General features: G+C 59.3%; 20 protein-coding genes. 9 read left to right on the forward strand and 11 right to left on the reverse strand.

The annotated features are described in order from the left end of the window. Positions 1 to 55: 55 nt before the first annotated feature. From E1573_RS12930 to E1573_RS12975, 10 genes are all read right to left on the reverse strand, one after another. Positions 56 to 1,618, reverse strand: coding sequence for a SpoVR family protein (locus tag E1573_RS12930; RefSeq protein ID WP_133214226.1), 1,563 nt, complete (start codon positions 1,616 to 1,618; stop codon positions 56 to 58). Beyond that, entirely contained in the window at positions 1,615 to 2,886 is a 1,272-nt protein-coding gene (locus E1573_RS12935) for a YeaH/YhbH family protein (RefSeq protein WP_133214228.1), read from the reverse strand. The genes E1573_RS12930 and E1573_RS12935 overlap by 4 nt, the downstream gene beginning before the upstream one ends. A gap of 135 nt (positions 2,887 to 3,021) precedes the next feature. Then, positions 3,022 to 4,944, reverse strand: coding sequence for a PrkA family serine protein kinase (locus E1573_RS12940; RefSeq protein WP_028942155.1), 1,923 nt, complete (start codon positions 4,942 to 4,944; stop codon positions 3,022 to 3,024). 282 nt (positions 4,945 to 5,226) lie between these two features. Then, positions 5,227 to 5,556 (reverse strand): thiosulfate sulfurtransferase GlpE, encoded by a 330-nt coding sequence (glpE, locus tag E1573_RS12945; protein ID WP_133214230.1) that lies wholly within the window; start codon positions 5,554 to 5,556, stop codon positions 5,227 to 5,229. Positions 5,557 to 5,570: 14 nt separating this feature from the next. Further along, positions 5,571 to 6,446, reverse strand: a complete 876-nt coding sequence (locus E1573_RS12950; protein WP_133214232.1) for a symmetrical bis(5'-nucleosyl)-tetraphosphatase — start codon at positions 6,444 to 6,446, stop codon at positions 5,571 to 5,573. After that, on the reverse strand, positions 6,446 to 6,826 hold the full coding sequence (apaG, locus tag E1573_RS12955) for a Co2+/Mg2+ efflux protein ApaG (protein ID WP_133214234.1): 381 nt from the start codon (positions 6,824 to 6,826) through the stop codon (positions 6,446 to 6,448). Before apaG ends, E1573_RS12950 begins: the two co-directional genes overlap by 1 nt. A gap of 105 nt (positions 6,827 to 6,931) precedes the next feature. Continuing rightward, a complete protein-coding gene (gene rsmA, locus E1573_RS12960; protein ID WP_133214236.1) occupies positions 6,932 to 7,738 on the reverse strand; it encodes a 16S rRNA (adenine(1518)-N(6)/adenine(1519)-N(6))-dimethyltransferase RsmA in 807 nt (268 codons plus the stop codon). Continuing rightward, complete coding sequence (gene pdxA, locus E1573_RS12965; RefSeq protein ID WP_133214238.1) at positions 7,735 to 8,724, reverse strand: 4-hydroxythreonine-4-phosphate dehydrogenase PdxA; 990 nt, start codon at positions 8,722 to 8,724, stop codon at positions 7,735 to 7,737. The genes rsmA and pdxA overlap by 4 nt, the downstream gene beginning before the upstream one ends. Continuing rightward, on the reverse strand, positions 8,721 to 10,037 hold the full coding sequence (locus E1573_RS12970; protein ID WP_133214240.1) for a peptidylprolyl isomerase: 1,317 nt from the start codon (positions 10,035 to 10,037) through the stop codon (positions 8,721 to 8,723). Before E1573_RS12970 ends, pdxA begins: the two co-directional genes overlap by 4 nt. Beyond that, positions 10,018 to 12,837, reverse strand: a complete 2,820-nt coding sequence (locus tag E1573_RS12975; RefSeq protein WP_133214242.1) for an LPS-assembly protein LptD — start codon at positions 12,835 to 12,837, stop codon at positions 10,018 to 10,020. The genes E1573_RS12970 and E1573_RS12975 overlap by 20 nt, the downstream gene beginning before the upstream one ends. Before the next feature lie 130 nt (positions 12,838 to 12,967). Here E1573_RS12975 and E1573_RS12980 point away from each other — a divergent pair, with 130 nt between their 5' ends. Genes E1573_RS12980 through E1573_RS12990 form a run of 3 tightly spaced genes read left to right on the forward strand, consistent with a single transcriptional unit; the run spans position 12,968 to position 15,427 of the window. Next, positions 12,968 to 13,993 (forward strand): aminoglycoside phosphotransferase family protein, encoded by a 1,026-nt coding sequence (locus E1573_RS12980; RefSeq protein WP_133214244.1) that lies wholly within the window; start codon positions 12,968 to 12,970, stop codon positions 13,991 to 13,993. Continuing rightward, positions 13,990 to 14,661 carry an N-acetylmuramate alpha-1-phosphate uridylyltransferase MurU gene (murU, locus tag E1573_RS12985; RefSeq protein WP_133214246.1) on the forward strand — a complete coding sequence of 224 codons (672 nt, stop codon included), beginning with the start codon at positions 13,990 to 13,992 and terminating at the stop codon, positions 14,659 to 14,661. Before E1573_RS12980 ends, murU begins: the two co-directional genes overlap by 4 nt. 1 nt (position 14,662) lies before the next feature. After that, the gene (locus tag E1573_RS12990) at positions 14,663 to 15,427 is read left to right on the forward strand and encodes a TerB family tellurite resistance protein (RefSeq protein ID WP_133214248.1); all 765 of its coding nucleotides are present in this window, start codon (positions 14,663 to 14,665) and stop codon (positions 15,425 to 15,427) included. Here E1573_RS12990 and E1573_RS12995 read toward each other — a convergent pair. Beyond that, complete coding sequence (locus E1573_RS12995) at positions 15,424 to 16,428, reverse strand: alpha/beta hydrolase family protein (RefSeq protein ID WP_133214250.1); 1,005 nt, start codon at positions 16,426 to 16,428, stop codon at positions 15,424 to 15,426. The genes E1573_RS12990 and E1573_RS12995 overlap by 4 nt on opposite strands. Positions 16,429 to 16,522: 94 nt before the next feature. Between E1573_RS12995 and E1573_RS13000 the strand changes: the two genes are divergently transcribed. The 6 genes from E1573_RS13000 to E1573_RS13025 all read left to right on the forward strand — a co-directional run bounded on the left by E1573_RS13000 (position 16,523) and on the right by E1573_RS13025 (position 24,127). Further along, positions 16,523 to 18,913 (forward strand): PAS domain S-box protein, encoded by a 2,391-nt coding sequence (locus E1573_RS13000; protein ID WP_133214252.1) that lies wholly within the window; start codon positions 16,523 to 16,525, stop codon positions 18,911 to 18,913. A 10-nt stretch (positions 18,914 to 18,923) separates the two neighbouring features. Then, entirely contained in the window at positions 18,924 to 19,553 is a 630-nt protein-coding gene (locus tag E1573_RS13005) for a response regulator transcription factor (RefSeq protein WP_133214254.1), read from the forward strand. Positions 19,554 to 19,776: 223 nt separating this feature from the next. After that, complete coding sequence (locus tag E1573_RS13010) at positions 19,777 to 20,901, forward strand: ABC transporter ATP-binding protein (RefSeq protein WP_133214256.1); 1,125 nt, start codon at positions 19,777 to 19,779, stop codon at positions 20,899 to 20,901. 40 nt (positions 20,902 to 20,941) lie between these two features. Continuing rightward, positions 20,942 to 21,976 carry an ABC transporter substrate-binding protein gene (locus E1573_RS13015; RefSeq protein WP_133214258.1) on the forward strand — a complete coding sequence of 345 codons (1,035 nt, stop codon included), beginning with the start codon at positions 20,942 to 20,944 and terminating at the stop codon, positions 21,974 to 21,976. Between the two features lie 64 nt (positions 21,977 to 22,040). After that, complete coding sequence (locus E1573_RS13020) at positions 22,041 to 23,288, forward strand: ABC transporter permease (RefSeq protein ID WP_133214260.1); 1,248 nt, start codon at positions 22,041 to 22,043, stop codon at positions 23,286 to 23,288. A gap of 11 nt (positions 23,289 to 23,299) precedes the next feature. Continuing rightward, positions 23,300 to 24,127 (forward strand): ABC transporter permease, encoded by an 828-nt coding sequence (locus tag E1573_RS13025; protein ID WP_133214262.1) that lies wholly within the window; start codon positions 23,300 to 23,302, stop codon positions 24,125 to 24,127. The last annotated feature ends 71 nt before the right edge of the window (positions 24,128 to 24,198 follow it).

The raw sequence follows: 24,198 nt of genomic DNA on the forward strand, positions 1-24,198 counted from the left end.
AAAATCCTCCGTTGATACCACAGGATACCCTGTCTGGTCGCAACGGAGGGGTAGGCTAGAGGTGCACGACGGCCAGGTCCAGGCGTCCGTACTCTGCTTCGCTGTGTTCGCCTTTGGGCGGCACGTGGTGGGTTTTCATGATCTGGTCACCTTGCAGGGTTTCCAGGTGGATGTCGAAGCCCCAGAGGCGGTGCAAGTGCTTGAGGACTTCTTCGGTCGAGTCGCCCAGTGGCTTGCGGTCGTGTTGCTGGTGGCGCAGGGTCAGAGAGCGGTCGCCGCGGCGGTCGATGCTCCAGATCTGCACGTTGGGTTCACGGTTGCCCAGGTTGTATTGGGCTGCCAGGGTTTCGCGGATGATCCGATAGCCGCTTTCGTCGTGGATAGCCGGTACCAGCAGGTCATCACGTTGGTCGTCGTCGAGGATGCTGAACAGCTTGAGATCCCGGATGACCGTAGGTGACAGGTACTGCAGGATGAAGCTCTCATCCTTGAAGCTGCTCATGGCGAACTTGATGGTCGACAGCCAGTCGCTGCCAGCGATGTCGGGGAACCAGCGACGGTCTTCTTCCGTGGGGTTTTCGCACATGCGACGTATGTCGCGGTACATGGCAAAGCCCAAAGCGTAAGGGTTGATGCCGCTGTAGTAGGGGCTGTCGAATCCGGGTTGAAACACCACGCTGGTATGCGACTGCAAGAACTCCATCATGAAGCCTTCGGTCACCAGGCCTTCGTCGTACAGGTCGTTCATCAGGGTGTAGTGCCAGAAGGTGGCCCAGCCTTCGTTCATCACCTGGGTCTGGCGTTGTGGGTAGAAGTATTGGGCAATCTTGCGCACGATGCGCACGATCTCGCGCTGCCAGGGCTCAAGCAGCGGCGCATGTTTCTCGATGAAATAGAGGATGTTCTCCTGAGGTTCGGCCGGGAAGCGCGCATTGTCGCGTTCGCTGTTTTTGTCGGCGCCTTTGGGAATGGTGCGCCAGAGATCGTTGATCTGTTTCTGCAGATGCTCTTCGCGTTCCTTCTGGCGCCGCCGTTCTTCTTCAGCGGAAATCGGGTAAGGGCGCTTGTAGCGGTCGACACCGTAATTCATCAGGGCATGACAAGAGTCGAGCAAGTCTTCCACCGCATCAATGCCGTGGCGTTCTTCGCACTGGGTGATGTACTGCTTGGCAAATACCAGGTAATCGATGATCGAGCTGGCGTCCGTCCAGGTGCGGAACAGGTAATTGCCCTTGAAGAAGCTGTTATGACCGTAGCAAGCGTGGGCAACCACCAGCGCTTGCATGCAGATGGTGTTTTCTTCCATCAGGTAGGCAATGCACGGGTCGGAGTTGATCACGATCTCATAGGCCAAGCCCATCTGGCCTCGGCTGTAGGATTTCTCGGTACTGAGGAAGTGTTTGCCGTAGGACCAGTGGTGATAGCCCAGGGGCATGCCGACGGAAGCATAAGCGTCCATCATTTGTTCAGCCGTAATCACTTCAATCTGGTTGGGGTAGGTGTCCAGGGCATAGCGCTCGGCCAGGCGGCTGATTTCCCGGTCATAGGCCTGGATCAGTTCGAATGTCCATTCGGACCCGGTGGAAATGGGTTGGCGCTTCTGCTCTCTAGCGGTCATGTCACTAACCTGCGCTGGAAGAGTTCACGGAAGACCGGATAGATATCGCCGGCCGACACCAGCTGTTGCTGGGCGAATGTATCGGCAAAGGCTTCGCCGATCCGTTCATATTCGTACCACAATGCCTGATGTTCGCGAGGGGTGATCTCAACGTAAGTGTAGTACTGGACGAACGGCATGATCTGCTTGGTGAGGATCTCGCGGCAGATCGGCGAGTCGTCGTTCCAGTTGTCACCGTCCGAGGCTTGGGCGGCGTAGATATTCCACTCATTGGCCGGGTAGCGTTCGGCCATGACTTCCTGCATTAGCTTCAGGGCGCTGGAGACAATGGTGCCGCCGGTTTCCCGGGAGTAGAAAAACTCCTCTTCATCGACTTCGCGTGCGCTGGTGTGGTGGCGGATGAACACCACTTCGATTTTTTCGTAATTGCGCTTGAGGAACAGGTACAGAAGGATGAAAAAGCGTTTGGCGATGTCTTTGGTGGCTTGGGTCATTGAGCCAGACACGTCCATCAGGCAGAACATCACGGCTTTGCTGCTGGGGTTGGGTTGTTTGACCAGCAGGTTGTATTTGAGGTCGAAGGTATCCAGAAACGGCACGCGGTTGATGCGTGCGCTCAAACGCGCGATTTCCGCTTCAATTTCCTGGATATCGCCGAAGTTGTCTGGCTCTTCTCGTTTAAGGCGCGCCAGTTCCTCTTGCGCTTCGCGCAGCTTGGCACGGCTGCTGCCGGACAAGGCAATACGCCTGGCGTGAGCGGAGCGTAGGGTGCGGATGATATTGATGCGTGAGGGGTTGCCTTCGTTACTGATGCCGGCGCGGACTGTCTTGAAGGTGTCAGTACCAGCCAGGTGACGTTTGACCAGGTTGGGCAGCTCCAGGTCTTCAAACATGAATTCGAGAAATTCTTCCTGGGTAATCTGGAAGACGAACTCGTCCATGCCTTCGCCGGAGTTGCCGGCCTTGCCGCGGCCGCCACCTCCGCCGCCGCCTTGTGGGCGGGCAATGTGTTCCCCCGCGGTGAACTCCTTGTTGCCTGGGTGTACTACCGTCTGTTTGCCGCCGCGGCCATGATGAAGCACCGGCTCGTCGATATCGCGTCCGGGAATGCTGATCTGCTCGCCATGCTCCATGTCGGTAATGGAGCGGCGGCTTACGGCCTCTTCGACGGCTTTCTTGATGTGGTCACGGTAACGCCGCAAAAAGCGCTGGCGGTTGACCGTACTCTTGTTTTTGCCGTTAAGGCGTCGGTCGATCACATAGCTCATAGGTCCCTCCGGGGGTAGGCGGTAGCTGCGCAAGCTGCAAGCTTCAAGTCGCAAGCTTCAAGATCGGGCACGCAGGTAATGCGATGCGTGCGCCGGACTTGCAGCTGAAAGCTTGCCGCTTGCAGCTCCTGCCGCTTATTGCGATTTCCTGACCCGCAGGTACCATTCCGAGAGCAGACGAACTTGCTTGTCTGTGTAGCCGCGTTCCACCATTCGGGTGACGAAGTCGTTGTGTTTCTGTTGGTCCTCTTTGCTGGCTTTGGCGTTGAAGCTGATAACCGGCAGCAGGTCTTCGGTGTTGGAGAACATTTTCTTCTCGATCACCACCCGCAGTTTTTCGTAGCTCAGCCAGGTCGGGTTTTTGCCGTTGTTGTTGGCCCGCGCGCGCAATACGAAATTGACGATCTCGTTACGGAAGTCTTTCGGGTTGCTGATGCCCGCTGGTTTTTCGATTTTCTCCAGTTCTTCGTTGAGCGCGATCCGGTTGAGGATTTCGCCGGTTTCCGGGTCGCGGTATTCCTGATCCTGGATCCAGAAGTCGGCGTACAGCACATAGCGGTCGAAGATGTTCTGGCCGTATTCGCTGTAGGACTCCAGGTAAGCGGTCTGGATTTCCTTGCCGATGAACTCGATGTAGCGCGGTGCCAGGTACTCCTTCAGGTAGCGCAGGTAGCGTTCGCGCACTTCGGCCGGGAATTGTTCCTGTTCGATCTGCTGTTCCAGCACATAGAGCAGGTGTACCGGGTTGGCGGCGATTTCGTGGGGGTCGAAGTTGAAGACTTTCGACAGGATCTTGAAGGCGAACCGGGTCGACAGGCCATTCATGCCCTCATCAACGCCGGCCGCGTCACGGTACTCCTGGATCGACTTGGCCTTTGGATCGGTGTCTTTGAGGTTTTCCCCGTCGTACACGCGCATCTTCGAGTAGATGTTCGAGTTCTCCGGTTCCTTGAGCCGCGATAGCACGGTGAACTGCGCAAGCATCTTCAGGGTGTCGGGTGCGCAGTGAGCTTTGGCCAGCGAGCTGTTGAACAGCAACTTGTCGTAGATCTTGATCTCGTCGCTGACGCGCAGGCAGTAAGGCACTTTGACGATGTAGATCCGGTCGATGAATGCTTCGTTGTTCTTGTTGTTACGGAAGCTGTGCCATTCCGATTCGTTGGAGTGGGCCAGCAGGATCCCTGAATACGGGATCGCGCCCAGGCCTTCGGTACTGTTGTAGTTACCTTCCTGGGTCGCAGTCAGCAATGGGTGCAGCACCTTGATAGGCGCCTTGAACATTTCGACGAATTCCATCAGGCCTTGGTTGGCCCGGCACAGTGCGCCCGAATAGCTGTAGGCGTCGGCGTCGTTCTGTGGGTATTCCTCGAGTTTGCGGATGTCGACTTTACCCACCAGAGCAGAAATGTCCTGGTTGTTTTCGTCACCGGGCTCGGTCTTGGCCACCGCGATCTGATTAAGGATCGACGGGTACAGTTTGACCACTTTGAACTGGCTGATATCGCCCCCGAACTCAGCCAGCCGTTTGGTCGCCCAGGGCGACATGATGGTGTTCAGATAACGCCGTGGGATGCCGAAGTCTTCTTCGAGGATCGCGCCATCTTCCGTAGCGTTGAACAGCCCCAGGGGCGATTCGAAGACCGGCGAGCCTTTGATGGCGTAGAACGGGACCTTTTCCATCAGCTGCTTGAGCTTCTCAGCCAGGGACGACTTACCGCCACCCACAGGGCCGAGCAGGTAAAGGATCTGTTTCTTCTCTTCCAGGCCTTGGGCCGCGTGACGGAAGTAGGAAACGATCTGGTCGATGCATTCTTCCATGCCATGGAAGTCTTCAAAGGCTGGGTAGCGACGGATCACCTTGTTGGAGAAGATTCGCGATAGCCTGGAGTTGTTCGAGGTATCGACCAGTTCCGGCTCACCGATGGCCATCAACAGGCGCTCAGCCGCCGACGCGTAAGCGCTACGATCGCTTTTGCAGAGCTCAAGGTATTCCTGCAGCGAAAGTTCTTCCTGACGGGTGGACTCGAAACGTTGTTGGAAGTGGCTAAAAATACTCATGACGTCACCTCGCTCGATACGTGGAGCCGACGCCGGATCAGTCAGCTGATGCTGGCATGCAATCGGCGCTACCGATTGCTGTATACCCCCCAGAACACCTGTAAAGTCGCTACCGATGACCCGCACGCCGGTGTACCGGCTCTCCCCTTTTTGGATGGCCTGGACTTAAGGATAGTTGGTTCTCGGCGAGGTCAAGGGCGCGTGGATGAATTGTTGCGCGTTACCGTTCGTCAGGTCAGGCGCGAGCCCGCGCGGGACGCGGGCTGCAGGAGAAGAAAAAAATTATTCGGCAGAACCCTGAGCGGTTTCTGTCGGGTAGGTGCCGCGCCACAGCTCAAAGCCGCCGTCGAGGCTGTAGACGTCCGAAAAACCTTGGCTTACCAGATACGCAGCAGCGCTCTGGCTGGAGTTGCCGTGATAGCAGACCACTACAGTGGGGGCATCGAGGTCAGCGCCACGAATGAAGTCTGCTACCGAGTGGTTGTCCAGGTGCCGGGAGCCGGTGATGTGGCCGAGGGCATAGGTTTGCGGGTCGCGAATATCGACCACGACCGCACCTTGCTCACGCAGCGCCTGGGCCTGCTCGGGAGGGATGCGTTTGAATTCGCTCATGGGTACGGTTTCCTTCAAGACTGGTCGTTCATTCTAGCCGGTTGCTCAGGTGTCGGCTGCACCCTTGGGGTGCCGTCATCGGCGCAGTCGCAACGATAAAAGGCGCCGGTATCGACGTTGTACAAGGTCAATGCACCGCCCCAGACGCAGCCGGTGTCCAGTGCAATCACGTCAGGCTCTTTGCAGCGCCCTTCGAGCGCGGCCCAGTGGCCGAAGATGATCTTCACATGGCGTGAGCGTCGGCCTTTATGGGCAAACCAGGGCTTGTAGCCTGGCGGGGCGGTTTCGGCGCCTTCCTTGCCTTTGAGGTCTAGCTTGCCCTCGCTGGTGCAAAAACGCATGCGGGTGAAGTAATTGGTGATCACCCTCAGGCGAGTGACGCCGCTGAGGTCTTTGCTCCACTTGTTTGGCTCGTTGCCGTACATGCCATCGAGGTAGGGTTTGAGGCGATTGTCGTCGCGCAATACTTCCTCGACTTCGCCAGCCAGTTCCAGTGCCTTGCCTAGCGTCCACTGCGGTGGGATACCCGCATGGACGAGTACTACGCCACGTTGTTCGTCGTAGTGCAGCAGCTTTTGCCGACACAGCCAGTCGAGCAGTTCGCCCGCATCGGGAGCATCGAGAATCTCGCGCAGCGTGTCACTTTTCTTCAGGCGCTCGATGTTATGCCAGGCCGCGAGCAGGTGCAGGTCATGGTTGCCAAGGACGCAGACCAACGAATCACGAATGGAGTAGAGGAAACGTAAGGTTTCAAGGGACTCCGGACCGCGGTTAACCAGGTCGCCTACCAGCCACAAACGGTCGACTGCGGGGTTGAAGTGAACGCGTTCAAGCAGGCACTTCAAGGGTTGAAGGCAGCCTTGCAAGTCGCCAACTGCGTATACCGCCATCAGTGCAGGGCTCCGGGGACAGCAAGGCGGAACGGGGCGATGATGGCATCGAAGTGTTTACCGTCTTCGGCATGCATCTGATAGGTGCCCTGCATGGTGCCGACTTGAGTGCTGATCACGGCGCCGCTGCTGTAGGTGTGGCTTTTACCTGGCTCGATCAGCGGCTGTTGGCCAATCACGCCAGCGCCTTTTACTTCTTCGACTTGGCCGTCACCGTTGGTAATCAGCCAATGGCGTGACATCAACTTGGCCGGGATCAAGCCGTTGTTCTGCACGGTGATGGTGTAGGCGAAGGCGAAACGTTCGTTTTCGGGATCGGATTGTTCTTTGAGGAAACGGGTCACGACACTGACGTCGATCTGGTAGCGGGGATCTGACATGCAAGGGGCCTTGGAAACAGACGCGGATACGGCAATTGCGTCCAGTCTAGGCCATTGGCGGGGTTGCCGGCCAGTCATGAGGGTATGACTGGCCGTTGTGATACCTCAGTGGCTGCCTTGTTGCTCGGCGAGTTTGTCGGCCAGGCGGACGAAAGCGGCGAGGTCCAGTTGCTCTGGGCGCAGGCTGCCGTCGACCCCGGCGGCCTCGATTGCATCGCTGCTGAGCAGGGCTTTGAGGGTATTGCGCAGGGTTTTGCGGCGCTGGTTGAAGGCCTCGCGAACGATGCGCTCCAGCAGGCGATGGTCTTTGGCCGGGAAGGGCAAGGTTTCGTGCGGAACCAGGCGCACGATGGCTGAGTCGACCTTCGGTGGCGGGTTGAACGCGCCGGGCCCGACGTTGAATAGGTGTTCGACCCGGCAGTGGTACTGCACCATGATCGACAAACGGCCCCAGTCACCGCCGCCAGGCCCTGCAGCCAAGCGCTCGACCACTTCTTTTTGCAGCATGAAGTGCATGTCGCGGATCAGTTCGGCGTTGTCCAGCAGGTGGAAAATCAGCGGGGTGGAAATGTTGTACGGCAGGTTGCCGACCACGCGCAGGCTGTTCGGTGCCGCACCAAGGCTGGTGAAGTCGAACTTCAGTGCGTCACCCTGGTGCAGGCGGAAGTTGTCCCGACCAGCAAACTGCTGGTTGAGAATCGGCACCAGGTCTTTATCCAGCTCAACCACGTCGAGCTGTGCACCGCTGCCCAGCAAGCCTTCGGTCAGGGCTCCCTGCCCCGGGCCGATTTCCAGCATGCGGTCGCTGGCCTTGGCGTTGATCGAGCGCAGAATGCGGTCGATGACGCCAGCGTCGTGGAGAAAGTTCTGGCCGAAGCGCTTGCGCGCCCGGTGTTGGTATTGCTCACTCATATTCGGGTCTCGGCCATCTGGTAGGCGGTTTCCAGGGCGACTTGCAGGCTGCCAGTATCGATCCGGCCGCTACCGGCCAGGTCCAGGGCGGTGCCGTGGTCGACCGAGGTGCGGATGATCGGCAATCCCAGGGTCACGTTCACGGCAGCACCAAAACCCTTGTACTTGAGTACCGGCAGGCCTTGGTCGTGGTACATCGCCAGCACTGCGTCGCAATGCTCCAGATATTTGGGGGTAAACAGGGTGTCGGCCGGCAGTGGGCCGCGCAGGTCCATGCCTTCGCTGCGCAGGCGTGCCAACGTGGGTTCAATAGTGTCGATTTCTTCAGAGCCGAGATGGCCACCTTCGCCGGCATGCGGATTCAGGCCACAGACCAGAATGCGCGGGCTGGCGATGCCGAACTTCTGCTGAAGGTCGGCGTGCAGGATGCGGGTGACCCGCTCCAGGCGCTCGCTGGTAATGGCGTCGGCAACGTCACGCAAGGGCAGGTGAGTGGTCACCAAGGCTACACGCAGGCCACGCGTGGCGAGCATCATCACCACTTGCGCGGTGCCGGTAAGGTCGGCGAGGAACTCGGTGTGACCGGAGAAGGCGATACCACTCTCGTTGATCACGCCCTTGTGTACCGGGGCGGTGATCATCCCGGCGAAATGCCCATCCAGGCAGCCCTGGCCTGCGCGGGTCAGGGTTTCCAGGACGAACGCGGCGTTGGCTTTATCCAGCTGGCCAGCGACCACAGGGTTCTGCAGCGGCGTGTCCCAAACATACAAGCTGCCAGCAGGGGCAGGTTGATCCGGTAGGGTGTCAGGAGTGACCGGCAGCAGGCTGACGGCCACACCCAGCTGTGTGGCCCGCTCGGCGAGCAGGTCACAGCTGGTAATGGCAATCAGGGGGTGCGGCTGGGCTTGCGCGGCGAGCAGCAGGCACAGGTCAGGACCTATGCCGGCTGGTTCGCCAGGTGTGAGGGCGAAGCGTTGAGGTTTCACGGGGAGACCTGATTAGCGCCAGGAAGCTTGATTTCAACGTAGGCTTCGTCGCGGATCTGACGCAGCCAGGTTTGCAGCTCTTCGTCGTACTTACGGTTACGCAGTACGTTCATCGCCTGTTGTTCACGGGCCTGCTCGGTGCTGTCAGTGGCGCGGCGGCCAAGGACTTCGAGCACATGCCAGCCGTACTGGGTCTTGAACGGCTTGGTGACCTGACCTTGCTGGGCACTGGCCATTTCCTCGCGGAACTCAGGTACCAGTGCGTTCGGGTCGATCCAGTTCAGGTCGCCGCCGTTGAGGGCCGAACCCGGGTCCTCAGAGAAGCTCTTCGCCAGTTGGGCGAAGTCTTCGCCATTCTGAATGCGCTCGTAGAGTTTCTCTGCAAGGGCCTTGGTGGCCTCTTCGCTACGAATCTCGCTTGGCTTGATCAGGATATGGCGCACGTGGACTTCGTCTCGCACCATGCTCGAGCCGCCACGTTTTTCCTGCAACTTGAGGATGATGAAACCGCCAGGCGTGCGAACCGGCTCGGTGACATCACCGACCGACATTGAGCTCAGTAGGCGGTCGAACGGAGGTGGCAGTTGAGCTGCTTTACGCCAGCCCATCTCGCCGCCTTCCAGCGCGCTTTCACTAGCCGAACGGGCCATCGCCATTTGAGCGAAGTCGGCACCTTGCTTGAGTTGCTGATAAACCTCACCCGCTTGTCGGGCTGCGGCCTGAATGGTGGCCGAATCAGCACGTTCAGGGGTCGGGATCAGGATGTTGGCCAGGCGATACTCTTCGGACAGTTGCATCTTGCCCATGTCCGAGGCGAGGAAGTTTTTCACTTCCTGCTCCGATACCTGAATGCGCTCAGCCACGCGACGTTGGCGCACGCGGCTGATGATCATCTCGCGGCGAACCTGCTCACGGGCATCTTCATACGACAGACCGTCACGTGCCAGGGCCGCGCGGAACTGCTCAAGGCTCATGCCATTGCGCTGGGCAATGGTGCCAATGGCCTGGTTCAGTTCTTCATCGGTGATGCGGATGCCGGAGCGCTCGCCGATCTGCAGTTGCAGGTTCTCGACGATCAGGCGTTCCAGCACCTGTTGATCAAGCACGCCTGGAGGTGGTGCAGAACCACCGCGTTTGGCGATGGTTTGCTCGACTTCGCGCACGCGCTGGTCCAGTTGGCTTTTCATGACCACGTCGTTATCGACGATGGCCACAACGCTATCCAGAGTCTGCACGGCGGCATGCGCCGTGCTGCTCAGCAATACAGCGCCCAGCAACAGCGGGCGCAGACAATCAGTAAGCTTGGTCTTCACGTGTACGATAACCTTGAATGCCCTGGTCGAGGAACGACTCGACCTTGTTGCCCACTACGCCGCCGAGGCCTTTCAGCACAATCTGCAGGAAGACGCCGTGGTCGCCTTTTTCGTTTTGTGGAGTTGCCTGGCTGAAGTCGTCGTAATCGATCCAGTAACGGTTGATCAGACGCAGCTTCCAGCAGCAGTTGTCGTACTCGAAACCACCAAAGGCTTCCAGGGTACGGTTCTGGCTGTAGTCATGCTGCCAGCGAGCAATCGCGGTCCACTGAGGAACGATTGGCCACATGACCGAGAAGTCATGTTGCTGGATCTTGTAGTAGTCCTTGACGTAGTTCGGGCTGCCAGGAGTGCCGTAGTCACTGTTGCCGCCAGCAGACCAGGTGCCTGTAGCCGAATCGTACCGAACGGTGTCGTTGCGATAGCGATAGCCCAGGTTAACAATCTTGTTCACTTCATCTTCAGGCTGGTAGTGGAAGACCGCGCTGCCCGAACGGGTGCTGCGGCTGTCTGGATCCCAGTTGAAGTCGGAGTTGAAGCGCCAGTCGCGGTTGAAGCGGTAGGCGTATTCCAGGGCGTATGGTGAGACGTCAGCCAAGGAGTCGCTGCGGGTGCGGTAGTCGATGCCAGGCAGCTGGACTTTACGGTCTTTGAAGTAGACTGCTTGGCCAATGCTGAACCGTTGACGCTCAAACCCGTTTTCTTCAATCCAGCGGTTGGTCACACCCAGCGACAGTTTGTTCTCGTCGCCAATGCGATCGCGTCCACTGAAGCGATTGTCACGGAACAGCGAGCTGTAATTGAACGTGCTTTCACCGGTGTCGAAAACCGGGATGTCCTTCTGATCTTCATAAGGTACATACAGGTAGTACAGGCGCGGTTCCAGCGTCTGGCGGTAGTTTTTGCCAAACCATTGGGTGTTGCGATCGAAATACAGGCCGCTGTCGACGCTGAAAATCGGTACGTTACGATTCTGCGTGCTGCTGAATTCGCCTTGTACGTCGGGGTTTCTCGCAAACTGCGCCGCTGCCTGCTGCTTGCCCTGGCTATCCAGATCCAGCTCGTAATGAGTGGTGGTGTACTTGATGGAAGGCTTCAGGTAGCCATATGTAGCTGTCAGAGGCAGGCTGATTTCTGGCGCTGCATAGAAGCGATCACCATTGGCCCGGGCCAAGCCAGACACGTTCTGGTCGATCCGGCCACCGTCTGCACGTACGCTGGTGTCCAGATTGCCGTCTTCGTCAAACACCTGTCCGCTTTTCAGGTCACGGTCGAAGCGGACGGCTTCAGTCTGATACTTCAAGTCAAGGCCGCCTGGATGATACGGCAGCATTCCGTTGAAAGTGATCTGCGGCAACCGGTCATACGGGGTGATCTTGGAGATGGTGGCCATCTCGTAGGCATGCGCATTCAAGCGTGCGACATAGCTATCGCCACGATAGGTCAACGCACCTTGCTGGTTGACGAAGTCCTTGCTCTCAACTCCAATCTGCTCAGATTCCAAGTCCTGGAAGTAGAACGGATCACTGATGTCGGTGTAGTCGACCTCAGCCAGCAAGCGCTTGTCTAGGCCGCCTTTGTGCTGCCAGTTATACATCCAGCGCTTTTCTTTGTAGTCCGTTTGCTCTTTGCGATCATCATTCTTGTCGTTCAGGTAAGCACCACCGAACTGACCTTCACTGGACTTGGTCAGGTAGCGGAACTCACCTTCCATCAACAGGCCGCGCTTGGCCATGTAGCGTGGATACAAGGTGGCGTCGTAGTTTGGCGCCAGGTTGAAGTAGTACGGCGTGACCAGCATGAAGCCGGTGTCGCTGCTGGTGCTGAACGACGGCGGCAGGAAGCCGGACTGGCGACGGTCGTCAATCGGGAAGTAGATATACGGGGTGTAGAACACCGGGATATCTTTGACCCGCAGGGTAACGTTGGTCGCGGTACCGAAGCCGGTGGCCGGGTTCAAGGTGATGTTGTTGCCCTTGAGCTGCCAGGCGTTGCTGTTCGGCTCACAGGTGGTGTAAGTACCGTCTTTGAGGCGAATGATGGCGTTTTCGGCACGTTTGGCGTACAGCGCACTACCGCGGATACGCGACTTGTGCATGACGTACTCGGCGTTGTCGACCTTGGCCTCGCCAGTGTCGAGCTGGATGTCGGCGTGATCGCCCACAACCAACGAGCCGTTGTCACGAATCTTGACGTTGCCGCTGAGTTCACCGCGATTCTCGGCCTGATACAGGTTGGCCTCATCAGCCTCAACCTGCATGCTGCCTTGGCGCATGACCACGTCACCGGCGAGGGTGGCGATCTGCTGCTCCTGCTGGTAGCGGGAAACCTTGGCGCCGATGAAGGTCGGTGCTTCGTCTTTGGGGGTGGTGTCATCCATGCCCGGACGAGTCGGCTCGATGTAGGCGCCGGCACAGTACGGCCCGGTTTCGGCAAGCTGGGCAGGCGTCAGCTGATCGCGTGGCACCCAGTCCAGGTGGCTGGCGTCGACACTGCGGGTTTTCAGGGCGCGGCCTTTACTCTCGGTAACGAGCATCGGACCTTTGCCGGCCTCAGCTTCACCAGCCTCAGCCGTAGCTTCTCCGGTCGAGCTGGCAGCTGCGCCCGGATGTACCGGACGAGGCGGCAGCGCCGCAGCGTTGGTCTTGGGCTTGCAGTCCCAGCCTCCGGCAGCAGACACTTGGCAATCGAATTGCTCTGCGGCAACCACATACGAGGTGGCCAGAGGTTGCAGCGCCAGCAGACCGCCGGTGACCAGCAACGGGAATTTTTTACGAAACGCGGGGGATTTCAATGCCATCTTATTAGTCCGGGCTTCCTGCGTGCCATCTGCCCGCGTGTGGGGCCGCACGCCTCTCGATGGTCTGAAAAAGATGCTGGATAATAAAGCATGACCCGCTTGACGGCTAGGGCCGTCGGAGACCCTTGTAATGCCTGAACATGATGTACGCCTGCAACACCTCACCGTCTGGCTCCAAGAACAACTGACCCTTCTGTTCCAGAAACAGGGCTGGGGTGCGGTTCCAGCGGGCAATCTGACCGCTGCCAGCAGCGACGCCAGCTTCCGTCGCTACTTCCGCTGGCAGGCTGAAGGCCATAGTTTTATCGTCATGGATGCACCACCGCCCCAGGAAAACTGCCGCCCCTTCGTCGATATTGCCCATTTGTTGGCCACTGCTTCGGTCAATGTGCCGGTCATTCATGCCCAGGACTTGGAGCGTGGCTTTTTGCTACTGAGCGACTTGGGTACCCAGACTTACCTCGATGTAATCAATGCCGACAATGCCGATGGCCTGTTCGATGACGCCATCGAAGCGCTGTTGGCTTTTCAGCAGTTGCCAATGGAAGCGCCGCTGCCGAGCTATGACGTCGCTCTCCTGCGCCGTGAACTTGAACTGTTTCCTGAGTGGTATGTGGGCCGCGAGTTGGCGATCGGCTTTACCGACGCGCAACTGGCCCTCTGGCAGCGCGTCAGCGCCTTGCTGATTGACAGTGCCCTGGCCCAGCCCAAGGTATTGGTGCACCGCGACTATATGCCGCGCAACCTGATGCAGAGCGAACCTAATCCGGGCGTGCTGGATTTTCAGGATGCTGTTTACGGGCCCGTCACCTATGACGTTACCTGTTTGTTCAAGGATGCGTTCCTCAGCTGGCCGCAAGCACGGGTCGAGGGTTGGCTGAAAGACTACTGGCAGCGCGCGCAGGCCAAGGGCGTTCCGGTGCAGGCTGACTTTGACGCGTTCTACCGCGCCAGTGACCTGATGGGCGTGCAGCGTCACCTTAAGGTCATCGGCATTTTTGCCCGCATCTGCCATCGCGATGGCAAACCGCGTTACCTGACCGATGTTCCGCGCTTCTTTGCCTATATAGATGAAGTGATAGCCCGCCGCCCGGAGCTGGCCGAACTGGATGAACTGATCGAGAGCCTGCAGGCTGCAGGCGGAGCACGTGCATGAAGGCGATGATTCTTGCGGCGGGCAAAGGCGAGCGCATGCGTCCGCTTACTTTGCACACCCCAAAGCCGTTGCTACCAGTGGCGGGTGTGCCACTGATCGAGTACCACCTGCGAGCCCTGCAGGCTGCCGGCTTTAAAGAGGTGGTGATCAACCATGCCTGGCTCGGCGAGCAAATCGAGGCGCACCTTGGTAATGGGGCTGGCTGGGGATTGAGCATCAGTTATTCGCCGGAGGGCGAACCGCTGGAGACCGGTGGTGGGATCTTCAAGGCGTTGCCCTTGCTCGGCACCCAGCCCTTTGTACTGGTCAACGGTGATGTCTGGACCGACTACGACTTCAGTCGTTTGCCGCAACAGCCGACAGGCCTTGCTCATCTGGTGTTGGTCGATAACCCTGGCCATCATGGTAAGGGTGACTTCTGCCTGCAGCAGGGCCTGGTCAGCGATGGTCAGGATGGTGCAGTTACCTTGACCTACAGCGGCATTGCGGTAATTGATCCTGCTCTGTTCGATGGCTGTAGCGCGGGGGCTTTCAAGTTGGCGCCACTGCTGCGAGAGTCGATGGCTTTGGGGCAGGTCACGGGCGAACACTTTGCCGGTCACTGGGTTGATGTCGGGACGCAGGAGCGTCTGGCAGAGGTCGAACAATTGATCAAAGGGCGCGGTTGAAATGCTTTGGCCGAGCACAGTGATTGGTGCCGGAGCCGGCTTCGCCATTGCCAGCATTCCAGGGGCATTGCTGGGGGCGTTGTTGGGCCAGGCGATGGATCGCCGCTTGCAATTGCATAGCTGGGCCCATGTGCGTGAGCGCCTGGGCGGGCGCCCGGTATTGCTGGACGATGAGGTGTTATTCGTTTTGCTAGGGCGGTTGGCCAAATGTGATGGACGGGTGGTCGATGGGCATATTCAGCAGGCGCGCCAGGAGATGCAGCGCCTGGAAATGAATGAGCCTGCGCGCCGTCGGGCCATTGCGGCGTTCAATCGTGGCAAAAGCGGCCAGGATCGCCTGAGCGCCCACCTGCGGCGCTTGAAACAGCAGCCCAATGCCGCCGAAGGCATGTTGCGGGCGTGTTGGCGCATGGTCTGGGCCGATGGCCGAGCGGGCCGACAGGAGCGTGAGCTATTGCTTGATTGGGGGCGGCAGCTGGGTTGGTCGGCACCCAAGGTCAAGGCCTTGGCGCTGGAGTACGAGCCCCAGCGTCCAGGTTTATCCGGCGTTAGCTTTGGTTACCATGACGCGTTGCGTTTGCTGGGTGTCGAAGCTCACGCTGAATCAGGCCAGATCAAGCAGGCGTACCGGCGGCTGGTCAGTCGTCACCACCCCGACAAGCTGGTCGGCAGTGGTGCAAGTCCCTCCCAAGTGCGTGAAGCCACTGAGCGCACCCGCGAGCTGCACCAGGCTTACGCGATCATTCGTAAGCATCGCGGTTTCTAGTCGGTACTCTCCGGGCTGAGCCAACCACGCACCCGGCGGAACAGCTGCTCCTGTTCCGCCGCGTTGTTGCCAGGCATGGCGGTCAGGCCGATCTGCCGATACTGATTGTCTTTGAGGCGTTTGCTCGCTTGCAGGCGTAGCTCGGCGGCACGCCGCGCTTGTGCCTGGCTGGTGTAGAAAAAGTCAGCAGTGGGGACTTTCAGCGCAGGCGCCAGGGCGTCGAGGCTTTGCTCAGCCTGTGCAGGCGACTGTGCGGAAACCATGACCAGCTTCTGAATCTGTGCCGGTTGCCGTTCACTCAGATAACGAGCCGCCCAGTACGCACCGCTGCCGTTGCCCAGCAGAGCAATAGTGCGGGCATTGTGTTGCTGGGCGTAGGCTACCGCGGCATCCAGGCGGGCAAATATCCGCTCGGCATCGGCCTTGTCGTCAAGACCCGGTTCCTGGGATGAGGCAATATTTTCACTGCCGTCGTTCTCGACTGCCGTGGCCTTTTCGACACTGGCATTAGCGTCGTCAGGCGTGGCTTTGGCCGGTGCGCTCTGGCCTTGTGCTACCGGCTGGCTGGGTGCAGGAGCGGTTTGCACCCGTGCCTGCGGGTTGTCGACCAGCAGATCGGGCAAGCTCAGGCTCAGGCTATGCCAGCCCACGTCAGGAAATTTGTTGCGCAAAGGGCCGACAGTCTTCGGCCAGTCTGCCGTTTCGCCTGCTCCGGCCAGAATGATCAGCGCACCTTTGGGTTCGCCGCTGTTGGCGGGTTTCCACAGGGCGAGGAAGTTGTCAGTGCCTGCTTGCAGCATTTGTTGCTCGGCCTGAGGAACTTGCCGTCCCAGCGCCAGGGCATCTTCCTGGCTGCGTTCAGCCAGAGGTTGGCGCTCAATGGCAGTTGGCTGGGGGGCTGCAGCCGCCTCGGGAGTTTCACCTGCGGCTGCTTGTGCGCTACAAGGTAGTATCAGTGAGAGGCAAAACGCCGGAAGCGCTGTGCGTAAAAGTGCGAACATGAAGTGGTCCAGGCCAGAGTAATACCGGCAGCCTAATAGTATTTGTCCGGGACGGCCATGCTCGGTGACCCTCCCTTCTTTGATGAGCGTTTAGATGAAGTCAGTGCGCTGTCTGTTGGTTATCGGCTGTTTATGCTGGTCCTTGATCGCCTGGGCAAGCCCTGCCAGCCCATCGGCCACGGTGGTGCTGGACCCTGCACAGCAGCAGTGGCTTGAACAACATCGCAGCTTACGGGTCGGGCTGGTGCTGCAAGCACCGTTTGCCCAGTTTGATCGCCGCTTGCAGCAGCTGTACGGCGTCAATGTCGAGTTGATGAACTGGTTGGGCCGTTCGCTGGGGCTGGACCTCACCTGGCGCAACTACCCGGACCAGGCGACCCTTGAGCGGGCATTGGTGGCCGGTGAGGTCGATCTGGCGCCTGGCCTGACCCAAACACCAGCCGGACTGCGCTTGTGGCTGTTCAGCGACCCATATATGCGCGTGCCGCAATTGATTGTCGGGCCACGCAGTGGTGCTCGGGCAGTGGATCTTGAGAAGCTCAGTAGCGAAGAGCGGGTGGCGGTACGCATGCCCAGTGCGGTGGCTGACTATCTGCGTGCCACCTATTCGAACCTCAATCTGCAAGGTGTACCCCAAGAGCGTCAGGCGTTGCAGCTGTTGTTGAGTGAGCAAGCGCGCTATGCCGTGGTAGATGAGGCGCAGTTGAGCCGCTTGTCGCGAGAAAGCGAGTTCAGCGATCTGGCTGTGGTCGGCGATATTGGCTTGCCGCAGCTGTTGCGTGTGGCCTCTCGGCGCGATTGGCCGGTGCTGGCGGAGATTCTTGAGCGTGGCTTGCAAGCTATTCCGGCCAAAGACCTGGAGCAGTTGCACCAGCGCTGGCTGGAGCCCAAGTACCCGCGCCTGAGCGAGTCGCCGGGGTTCTGGCAGAATCTGGGATTGTTGCTGGGTGCACTGTTGTTCAGCAGTGTGCTCATTGTGATCTGGCAGCGCCGCCAGTTGCGTCAACTGGAGCACAGCCTGTTGACGGCGCGAGACACTCTTAACCAGCGCCAGGCTCGTGAAGAGGCGCTGCGCTTGAGCCAGTTTTCTATCGACCAGAGCACCGTCGGTATCCTCTGGGTCAATTGGGACAGTCACGTACGCTACGCCAACCGCGCCGCCGAAAGCATGCTGGGTTACCCGGAAGGCGCGGTGATCGACCGGCCGCTGATCGACTTCGAGCCTGGCTTGCACATGGATCGCTGGCTTGAATTGTGGAAGGGCGCACGGGCCAGCATCGATGCCGCCCAGCACTTCGAGACTCAATGCTTGCGCGCCGATGGCAGTCTGCTGCCGGTGGACGTATCGCTGAGTTTCCTGCGGTTCCGCGATGCCGAGTATCTGGTGGTATTTCTCACTGATGTCACTGAGCGTCGTCGAGCCCTGGCGGCTTTGCGCGAAAGTGAAGCCCGGCTCAAAGGCATCGCCGGCAATGTGCCGGGGCTGGTGTTCCGGCTTGAGCGCAACCCGGCTGAAGGCGAGCTGGAATTCCCCTACATCAGCGAAGGCAGCGAGGCCTTGGTCGGTTATAGCCCCGCCGCACTGCAGCACCCGGACATGGGCCTGCGTAACCTGGTTCACCCGGAAGACCGCGCCGATTACCACCAGGTTCAGGATATGGCCTTGGCCACTGATCAGGACTGGTCGTGGCAGGGCCGCATCCTGACTCGTGACGGCGAGCAGCGCTGGGCGGATATCAAAGCCAGTACCCGCAGCCTGGGCGATGGACGGGTGGTTTGGGATGGCGTGGTCTGGGACATCACTCAGAGCAAAAGGGTCGAGTTGGAGCTGGCACGTTCCCAGGAACAACTCCGTGATTTGTCGGCGCACATGGAAAGTGTTCGTGAGGAAGAGAAAGCCCGCATCGCCCGAGAGGTGCATGATGAGCTGGGGCAGATGCTGACTGTACTCAAGTTGGAAACGTCCATGTGTGAGCTGGCCTATGCCGATCTTGACCCCGGCCTGAACGAGCGTCTGGCCAGCATGAAGCGGCTGATTGCTCAGTTGTTCCAGCTGGTACGCGATGTCGCCACGGCATTGCGCCCTCCGATTCTGGATGCCGGCATCGCCTCGGCGATCGAGTGGCAGGCGCGGCGTTTTGAAGCGCGCACGCAGATCCCTTGCCTGGTCCAGGTGCCGGAGAATCTGCCACCGTTAAGTGACGCCAAGGCCACCGGCCTGTTCCGTATCCTGCAAGAGGCGCTGACCAATGTCATGCGCCACGCCCAGGCGCATACTGTTCAAATCAGCTTGAGCCTGGACGGGCGCACTTTGCGTTTGACCGTGATCGACGACGGCGTCGGTTTTGCGCTGGACGAACGCCGCCCGTCCTCTTTCGGCCTGGTGGGGATGCGCGAGCGCGTGCTGATGTTGGGTGGAACAATGACCTTGGAGAGTGAGCCGGGCGAGGGCACCAGCCTTAGCATTGGCATACCCCTGAAATAGGAGCGGTTTTGTGATTCGAGTTCTGGTTGCCGAAGACCACACCATCGTCCGTGAAGGCATCAAGCAATTGATAGGCCTGGCCAAGGATATGCAAGTGGCCGGGGAGGCCGCGAACGGCGAGCAGTTGTTGGAAGCGTTGCGCCATACCGAGTGCGAAGTGGTGTTGCTGGATATCTCCATGCCCGGGGTCAACGGCCTTGAGGCGATTCCGCGGATCCGGGCATTGAACAACCCGCCAGCGATTCTAGTGCTGTCGATGCATGACGAAGCGCAAATGGCCGCCCGGGCACTGAAAATCGGCGCAGCCGGCTATGCGACCAAAGACAGCGATCCGGCCTTGCTACTGACGGCCATTCGACGAGTGGCCGGAGGCGGGCGCTACATTGACCCGGACCTGGCCGACCGGATGGTGTTCGAAGTGGGCCTGACAGACGCCCGGCCTTTGCATTCACTGTTGTCGGAGCGTGAGTTCTCGGTATTCGAGCGCCTGGCCCAAGGCGCCAATGTCAACGACATCGCTCAGCAACTGGCGCTGAGCAACAAGACCATCAGTACCCATAAGGCGCGGCTGATGCAGAAACTCAATGTGACCTCGCTGGCGGAGCTGGTGAAGTACGCCATGGAGCACAAGTTGCTCTGAGTGTTCTGTTCGCGACATCGCGGGGCAAGCCCGCTTCCACAGAAGCACTGTAGGAGCGGGCTTGCCCCGCGATCGCTTATCCAAATACGCCACCCGTGTAGGGCAATCCCTACCCCAAGCCTTCCATCTCGCTGATATCAATCTCTCTTCGCCGCCGATTTGCGCCGACTTGCCCCTTCACTAGGCTGTAGACACGGCAGTCATCCAACAAGAAGGTACGGGTATGAGTGAGGTGAATTCGAGCGCTGCAGCCGGCGAAGTGCTGGTCAGCTTTCGCGGTGTGCAGAAGAGCTATGACGGCGAGTCGCTGATCGTCAAAGACCTCAATCTGGATATTCGCAAAGGCGAGTTCCTGACCTTGCTCGGCCCTTCCGGCTCCGGCAAGACCACCAGCCTGATGATGCTCGCAGGCTTCGAGACCCCGACTGCTGGCGAGATCCAGCTGGCCGGGCGCTCGATCAACAACGTGCCGCCGCACAAGCGCGACATCGGCATGGTGTTCCAGAACTATGCTCTGTTTCCACACATGACAGTGGCCGAGAACCTGGCGTTCCCGCTGACCGTGCGTAACCTGAGCAAAACTGACATCAGTGAGCGGGTCAAGCGCGTACTTAGCATGGTCCAGCTCGATGCCTTCGCCAAGCGTTACCCAGGCCAGTTGTCTGGCGGCCAGCAACAGCGGGTGGCCTTGGCCCGGGCGCTGGTGTTCGAACCCCAGTTGGTGTTGATGGACGAACCGCTCGGCGCGCTCGACAAACAGCTGCGAGAACACATGCAGATGGAAATCAAGCACCTGCACCAGCGCCTTGGCGTCACCGTGGTTTACGTCACCCACGACCAAGGTGAAGCGCTGACCATGTCCGACCGTGTTGCCGTGTTCCACCAGGGCGAAATCCAGCAGATCGCCGACCCGCGCACCCTCTACGAAGAGCCGAAGAACACCTTTGTGGCCAACTTCATCGGTGAGAACAACCGTATCAACGGCCGCCTGATCAGTCAGGACGGTGAGCGTTGTATGGTCCAGCTGGCGCGTGGTGAGAAGGTTGAAGCGCTGGCGGTGAACGTCGGCCAGAGCGGTGAACCGGTAACTCTGTCGATTCGTCCTGAGCGCGTTCGCCTCAATGGCCACAGCGAGAGCTGTGTGAACCGCTTCTCTGGCCGGGTGGCCGAATTCATTTACCTGGGCGACCACGTGCGGGTTCGTCTGGAGGTCTGCGGCAAGGCCGATTTCTTCGTGAAGCAGCCGATTGCCGAACTCGACCCGGCGCTGGCCGTGGGCGATGTGGTACCGCTTGGCTGGGAAGTGGAGCACGCTCGCGCGCTCGATCCGATCCAGGAAGCCAATTGAAGGTTTGCTTCACCAACCCTGTACTGTGGAGAAAATAATAATGCTCAAACACTTGAAGTTGACCGCTCTGACATTGGGGCTGTTTGCGGCGGGCCAGGCCATGGCGGCGGCTGACTTGACCGTGATCTCTTTCGGCGGCGCCAACAAGGCTGCCCAGGTCAAAGCGTTTTACGAGCCATGGGAAAAGGCAGGCAACGGCAAGATCGTTGCGGGTGAGTACAACGGTGAAATGGCCAAGGTCAAAGCCATGGTCGACACCAAAAGCGTGTCCTGGAATCTGGTTGAGGTCGAATCGCCAGAGCTGGCGCGTGGCTGTGACGAGGGGATGTTCGAAGAACTCGACCCTGCCTTGTTCGGTGATGAGGCCGACTACGTTCCTGGCGCCATCCAGCCTTGCGGTGTGGGTTTCTTCGTATGGTCCACCGTGATGGCCTACAACGCCGACAAACTGAAAACTGCGCCTACCAGCTGGGCTGATTTCTGGGATACCAAGCAGTTTCCGGGCAAGCGCGGCCTGCGCAAAGGCGCCAAGTACACCTTGGAATTCGCCCTGATGGCCGATGGTGTTGCGCCCAAGGATGTTTACAAAGTGCTCGCCACTAAAGAAGGCCAGGATCGCGCCTTCAAGAAGCTCGATGAACTCAAGCCAAGCATCCAGTGGTGGGAAGCTGGCGCTCAGCCGCCACAGTACCTGGCTTCGGGTGACGTGGTCATGAGCTCGGCCTACAACGGTCGCATCGCCGCTGTACAAAAAGAAAGCAACCTGAAAGTGGTGTGGAACGGCGGTATCTACGACTTCGACGCCTGGGCCATTCCGAAAGGTGCGAAAAACGCCGATGACGCCAAGAAGTTCATCGCCTTCTCGGTCAAGCCTGAGCAGCAGAAGACCTACTCGGAAAACATTGCCTACGGCCCAGCCAACTCCAAGGCGGTCAGCCTGCTTTCTGACGAAATCAAGAAAGACATGCCGACCACCCCGGAAAACATCGCCAACCAGGTGCAGATCGATGTTGCCTTCTGGGCTGACAACAGCGAGCAGCTGGAGCAACGCTTCAACGCCTGGGCTGCCAAGTAAGGTCGGCTGACGGAGCGTCGGCGCTTTGCCGACGCTTCCTGTTCTCAAGATTTCGGAGTTCGCTATGGCCATCGCAGTGCCCCTGAATGAAGGCGCAGGTTCCACACTCAAGCAGCGCCTCGCGCGCGCCGAGCGGGTCAACCGCTGGAAAGCGCAAGCGCTGATTGCGCCGCTGGCGTTGTTCCTGCTGCTGGTTTTCCTCGTGCCCATCGCCGCGTTGCTCTACAAAAGCGTGGGCAACCCGGAAGTCGTCACAGGTTTGCCGCAGACCGTCGCTGCGGTTTCGCAATGGGACGGCAAGGGCCTGCCGGGTGAGCCGGTGTACAAAGCACTGAGCGAAGACCTGGGCCAGGCGCGCAAGAACCAGACCCTGGGCGACACCTCCAAGCGTCTGAACATGGAACTGGCCGGCTATCGCAGCTTGCTGGCCAAGACGGCCCGCGCCTTGCCGTTCAAGTCCGAGCCGGCTTCCTATAAAGACGCCCTGCAAGAGCTGGATGAGCGTTGGGGTGATCCTGCCTACTGGCAGGCGATCCGTCGTAACACCAGCAGCGTCACACCGTTTTACCTATTGGCGGCGCTGGATCATCGTATTGATGACCTCGGTGAGCTGGCCAAGGCTACCCCTGACCAGGCCATTTACCTGGACATCTTCACCCGTACTTTGTGGATGGGCTTCGTGATCACGGCCATTTGCCTGGTGCTGGCTTATCCATTGGCCTACCTGCTGGCCAATCTGCCAACCCGGCAGAGCAACCTGCTGATGATTCTGGTGTTGCTGCCGTTCTGGACATCGATCCTGGTGCGGGTTGCGGCATGGATTGTGTTGCTGCAATCGGGCGGATTGATCAACAGCGCGCTGATGGCCCTGGGCATCATCGATAAACCGCTGGAGCTGGTGTTCAACCGTACCGGTGTGTACATCTCCATGGTTCACATTCTGCTGCCGTTCATGATTCTGCCGATCTACAGCGTGATGAAGGGCATTTCGCCGACCTACATGCGTGCGGCCATTTCGTTGGGCTGTCATCCGTTCGCCAGCTTCTGGCGGGTGTACTTCCCGCAGACCTACGCCGGTGTCGGAGCAGGCTGCCTGTTGGTGTTCATCCTGGCTATCGGCTACTACATCACCCCGGCACTGCTCGGCAGCCCTAACGATCAGATGGTCAGCTATTTCGTGGCGTTCTACACCAACACCAGCATCAACTGGGGTATGGCGACGGCGCTGGGTGGCCTGCTGTTGCTGGCAACCGTGCTGTTGTACCTGATCTATAGCTGGCTGGTCGGCGCCAGCCGCCTGCGTCTGAGCTGAGGAGCGTTGTCATGCTGAGCCCTTACATGTCGCCCGTCGAGCGGGTCTGGTTCTACAGCTTGCGCATCCTCTGCGGGCTGATTCTGTTGTTCCTGGTGTTGCCGGTGCTGGTGATCATTCCGTTGTCGTTCAACTCCGGCAGCTTTCTGGTTTACCCGCTGCAAGGTTTTTCGCTGCAGTGGTACCACGACTTCTTTGCCTCGGCCGAGTGGATGCGGGCGCTGAAGAACAGCATCATCGTTGCCCCGGCGGCGACGCTGCTGGCCATGGTGTTCGGCACCCTGGCGTCGATCGGCCTGACGCGCGGTGATTTTCCCGGTAAATCGTTGATCATGGCCCTGGTGATTTCACCGATGGTGGTGCCCGTGGTGATCATCGGTGTAGCCAGTTACTTGTTCTTTGCGCCACTGGGCATGGGTAACAGCTTCATCTCCTTGATCCTGGTGCACGCGGTGCTGGGTGTACCGTTCGTCATCATTACCGTGTCCGCGACACTGCAAGGCTTCAACCACAACCTCGTGCGTGCAGCCGCCAGCCTCGGCGCTTCGCCGCTGACCACGTTCCGTCGGGTGACCTTGCCGCTGATTGCTCCCGGGGTGATTTCCGGGGCTTTGTTTGCCTTTGCCACCTCGTTCGATGAAGTGGTGGTGACCCTGTTCCTCGCCGGCCCCGAGCAGGCGACCCTGCCACGGCAGATGTTCAGCGGCATTCGGGAGAACCTCAGCCCGACCATCGCGGCGGCGGCAACCTTGTTGATTGCCTTCTCGGTGTTGCTGTTGCTGACCTTAGAGTGGTTGCGCGGGCGTAGCGAAAAACTGCGAACCCAGCAGCCTGCTTGAATGCATCGCGGGGCAAGCCCGCTCCCACAGGCGCAATCTGTGGGAGCGGGCTTGCCCCGCGATCAGCTTTC

The sequence above is a fragment of the Pseudomonas sp. H9 genome (assembly GCF_004353925.1).
Classification (GTDB): Bacteria; Pseudomonadota; Gammaproteobacteria; order Pseudomonadales; family Pseudomonadaceae; genus Aquipseudomonas.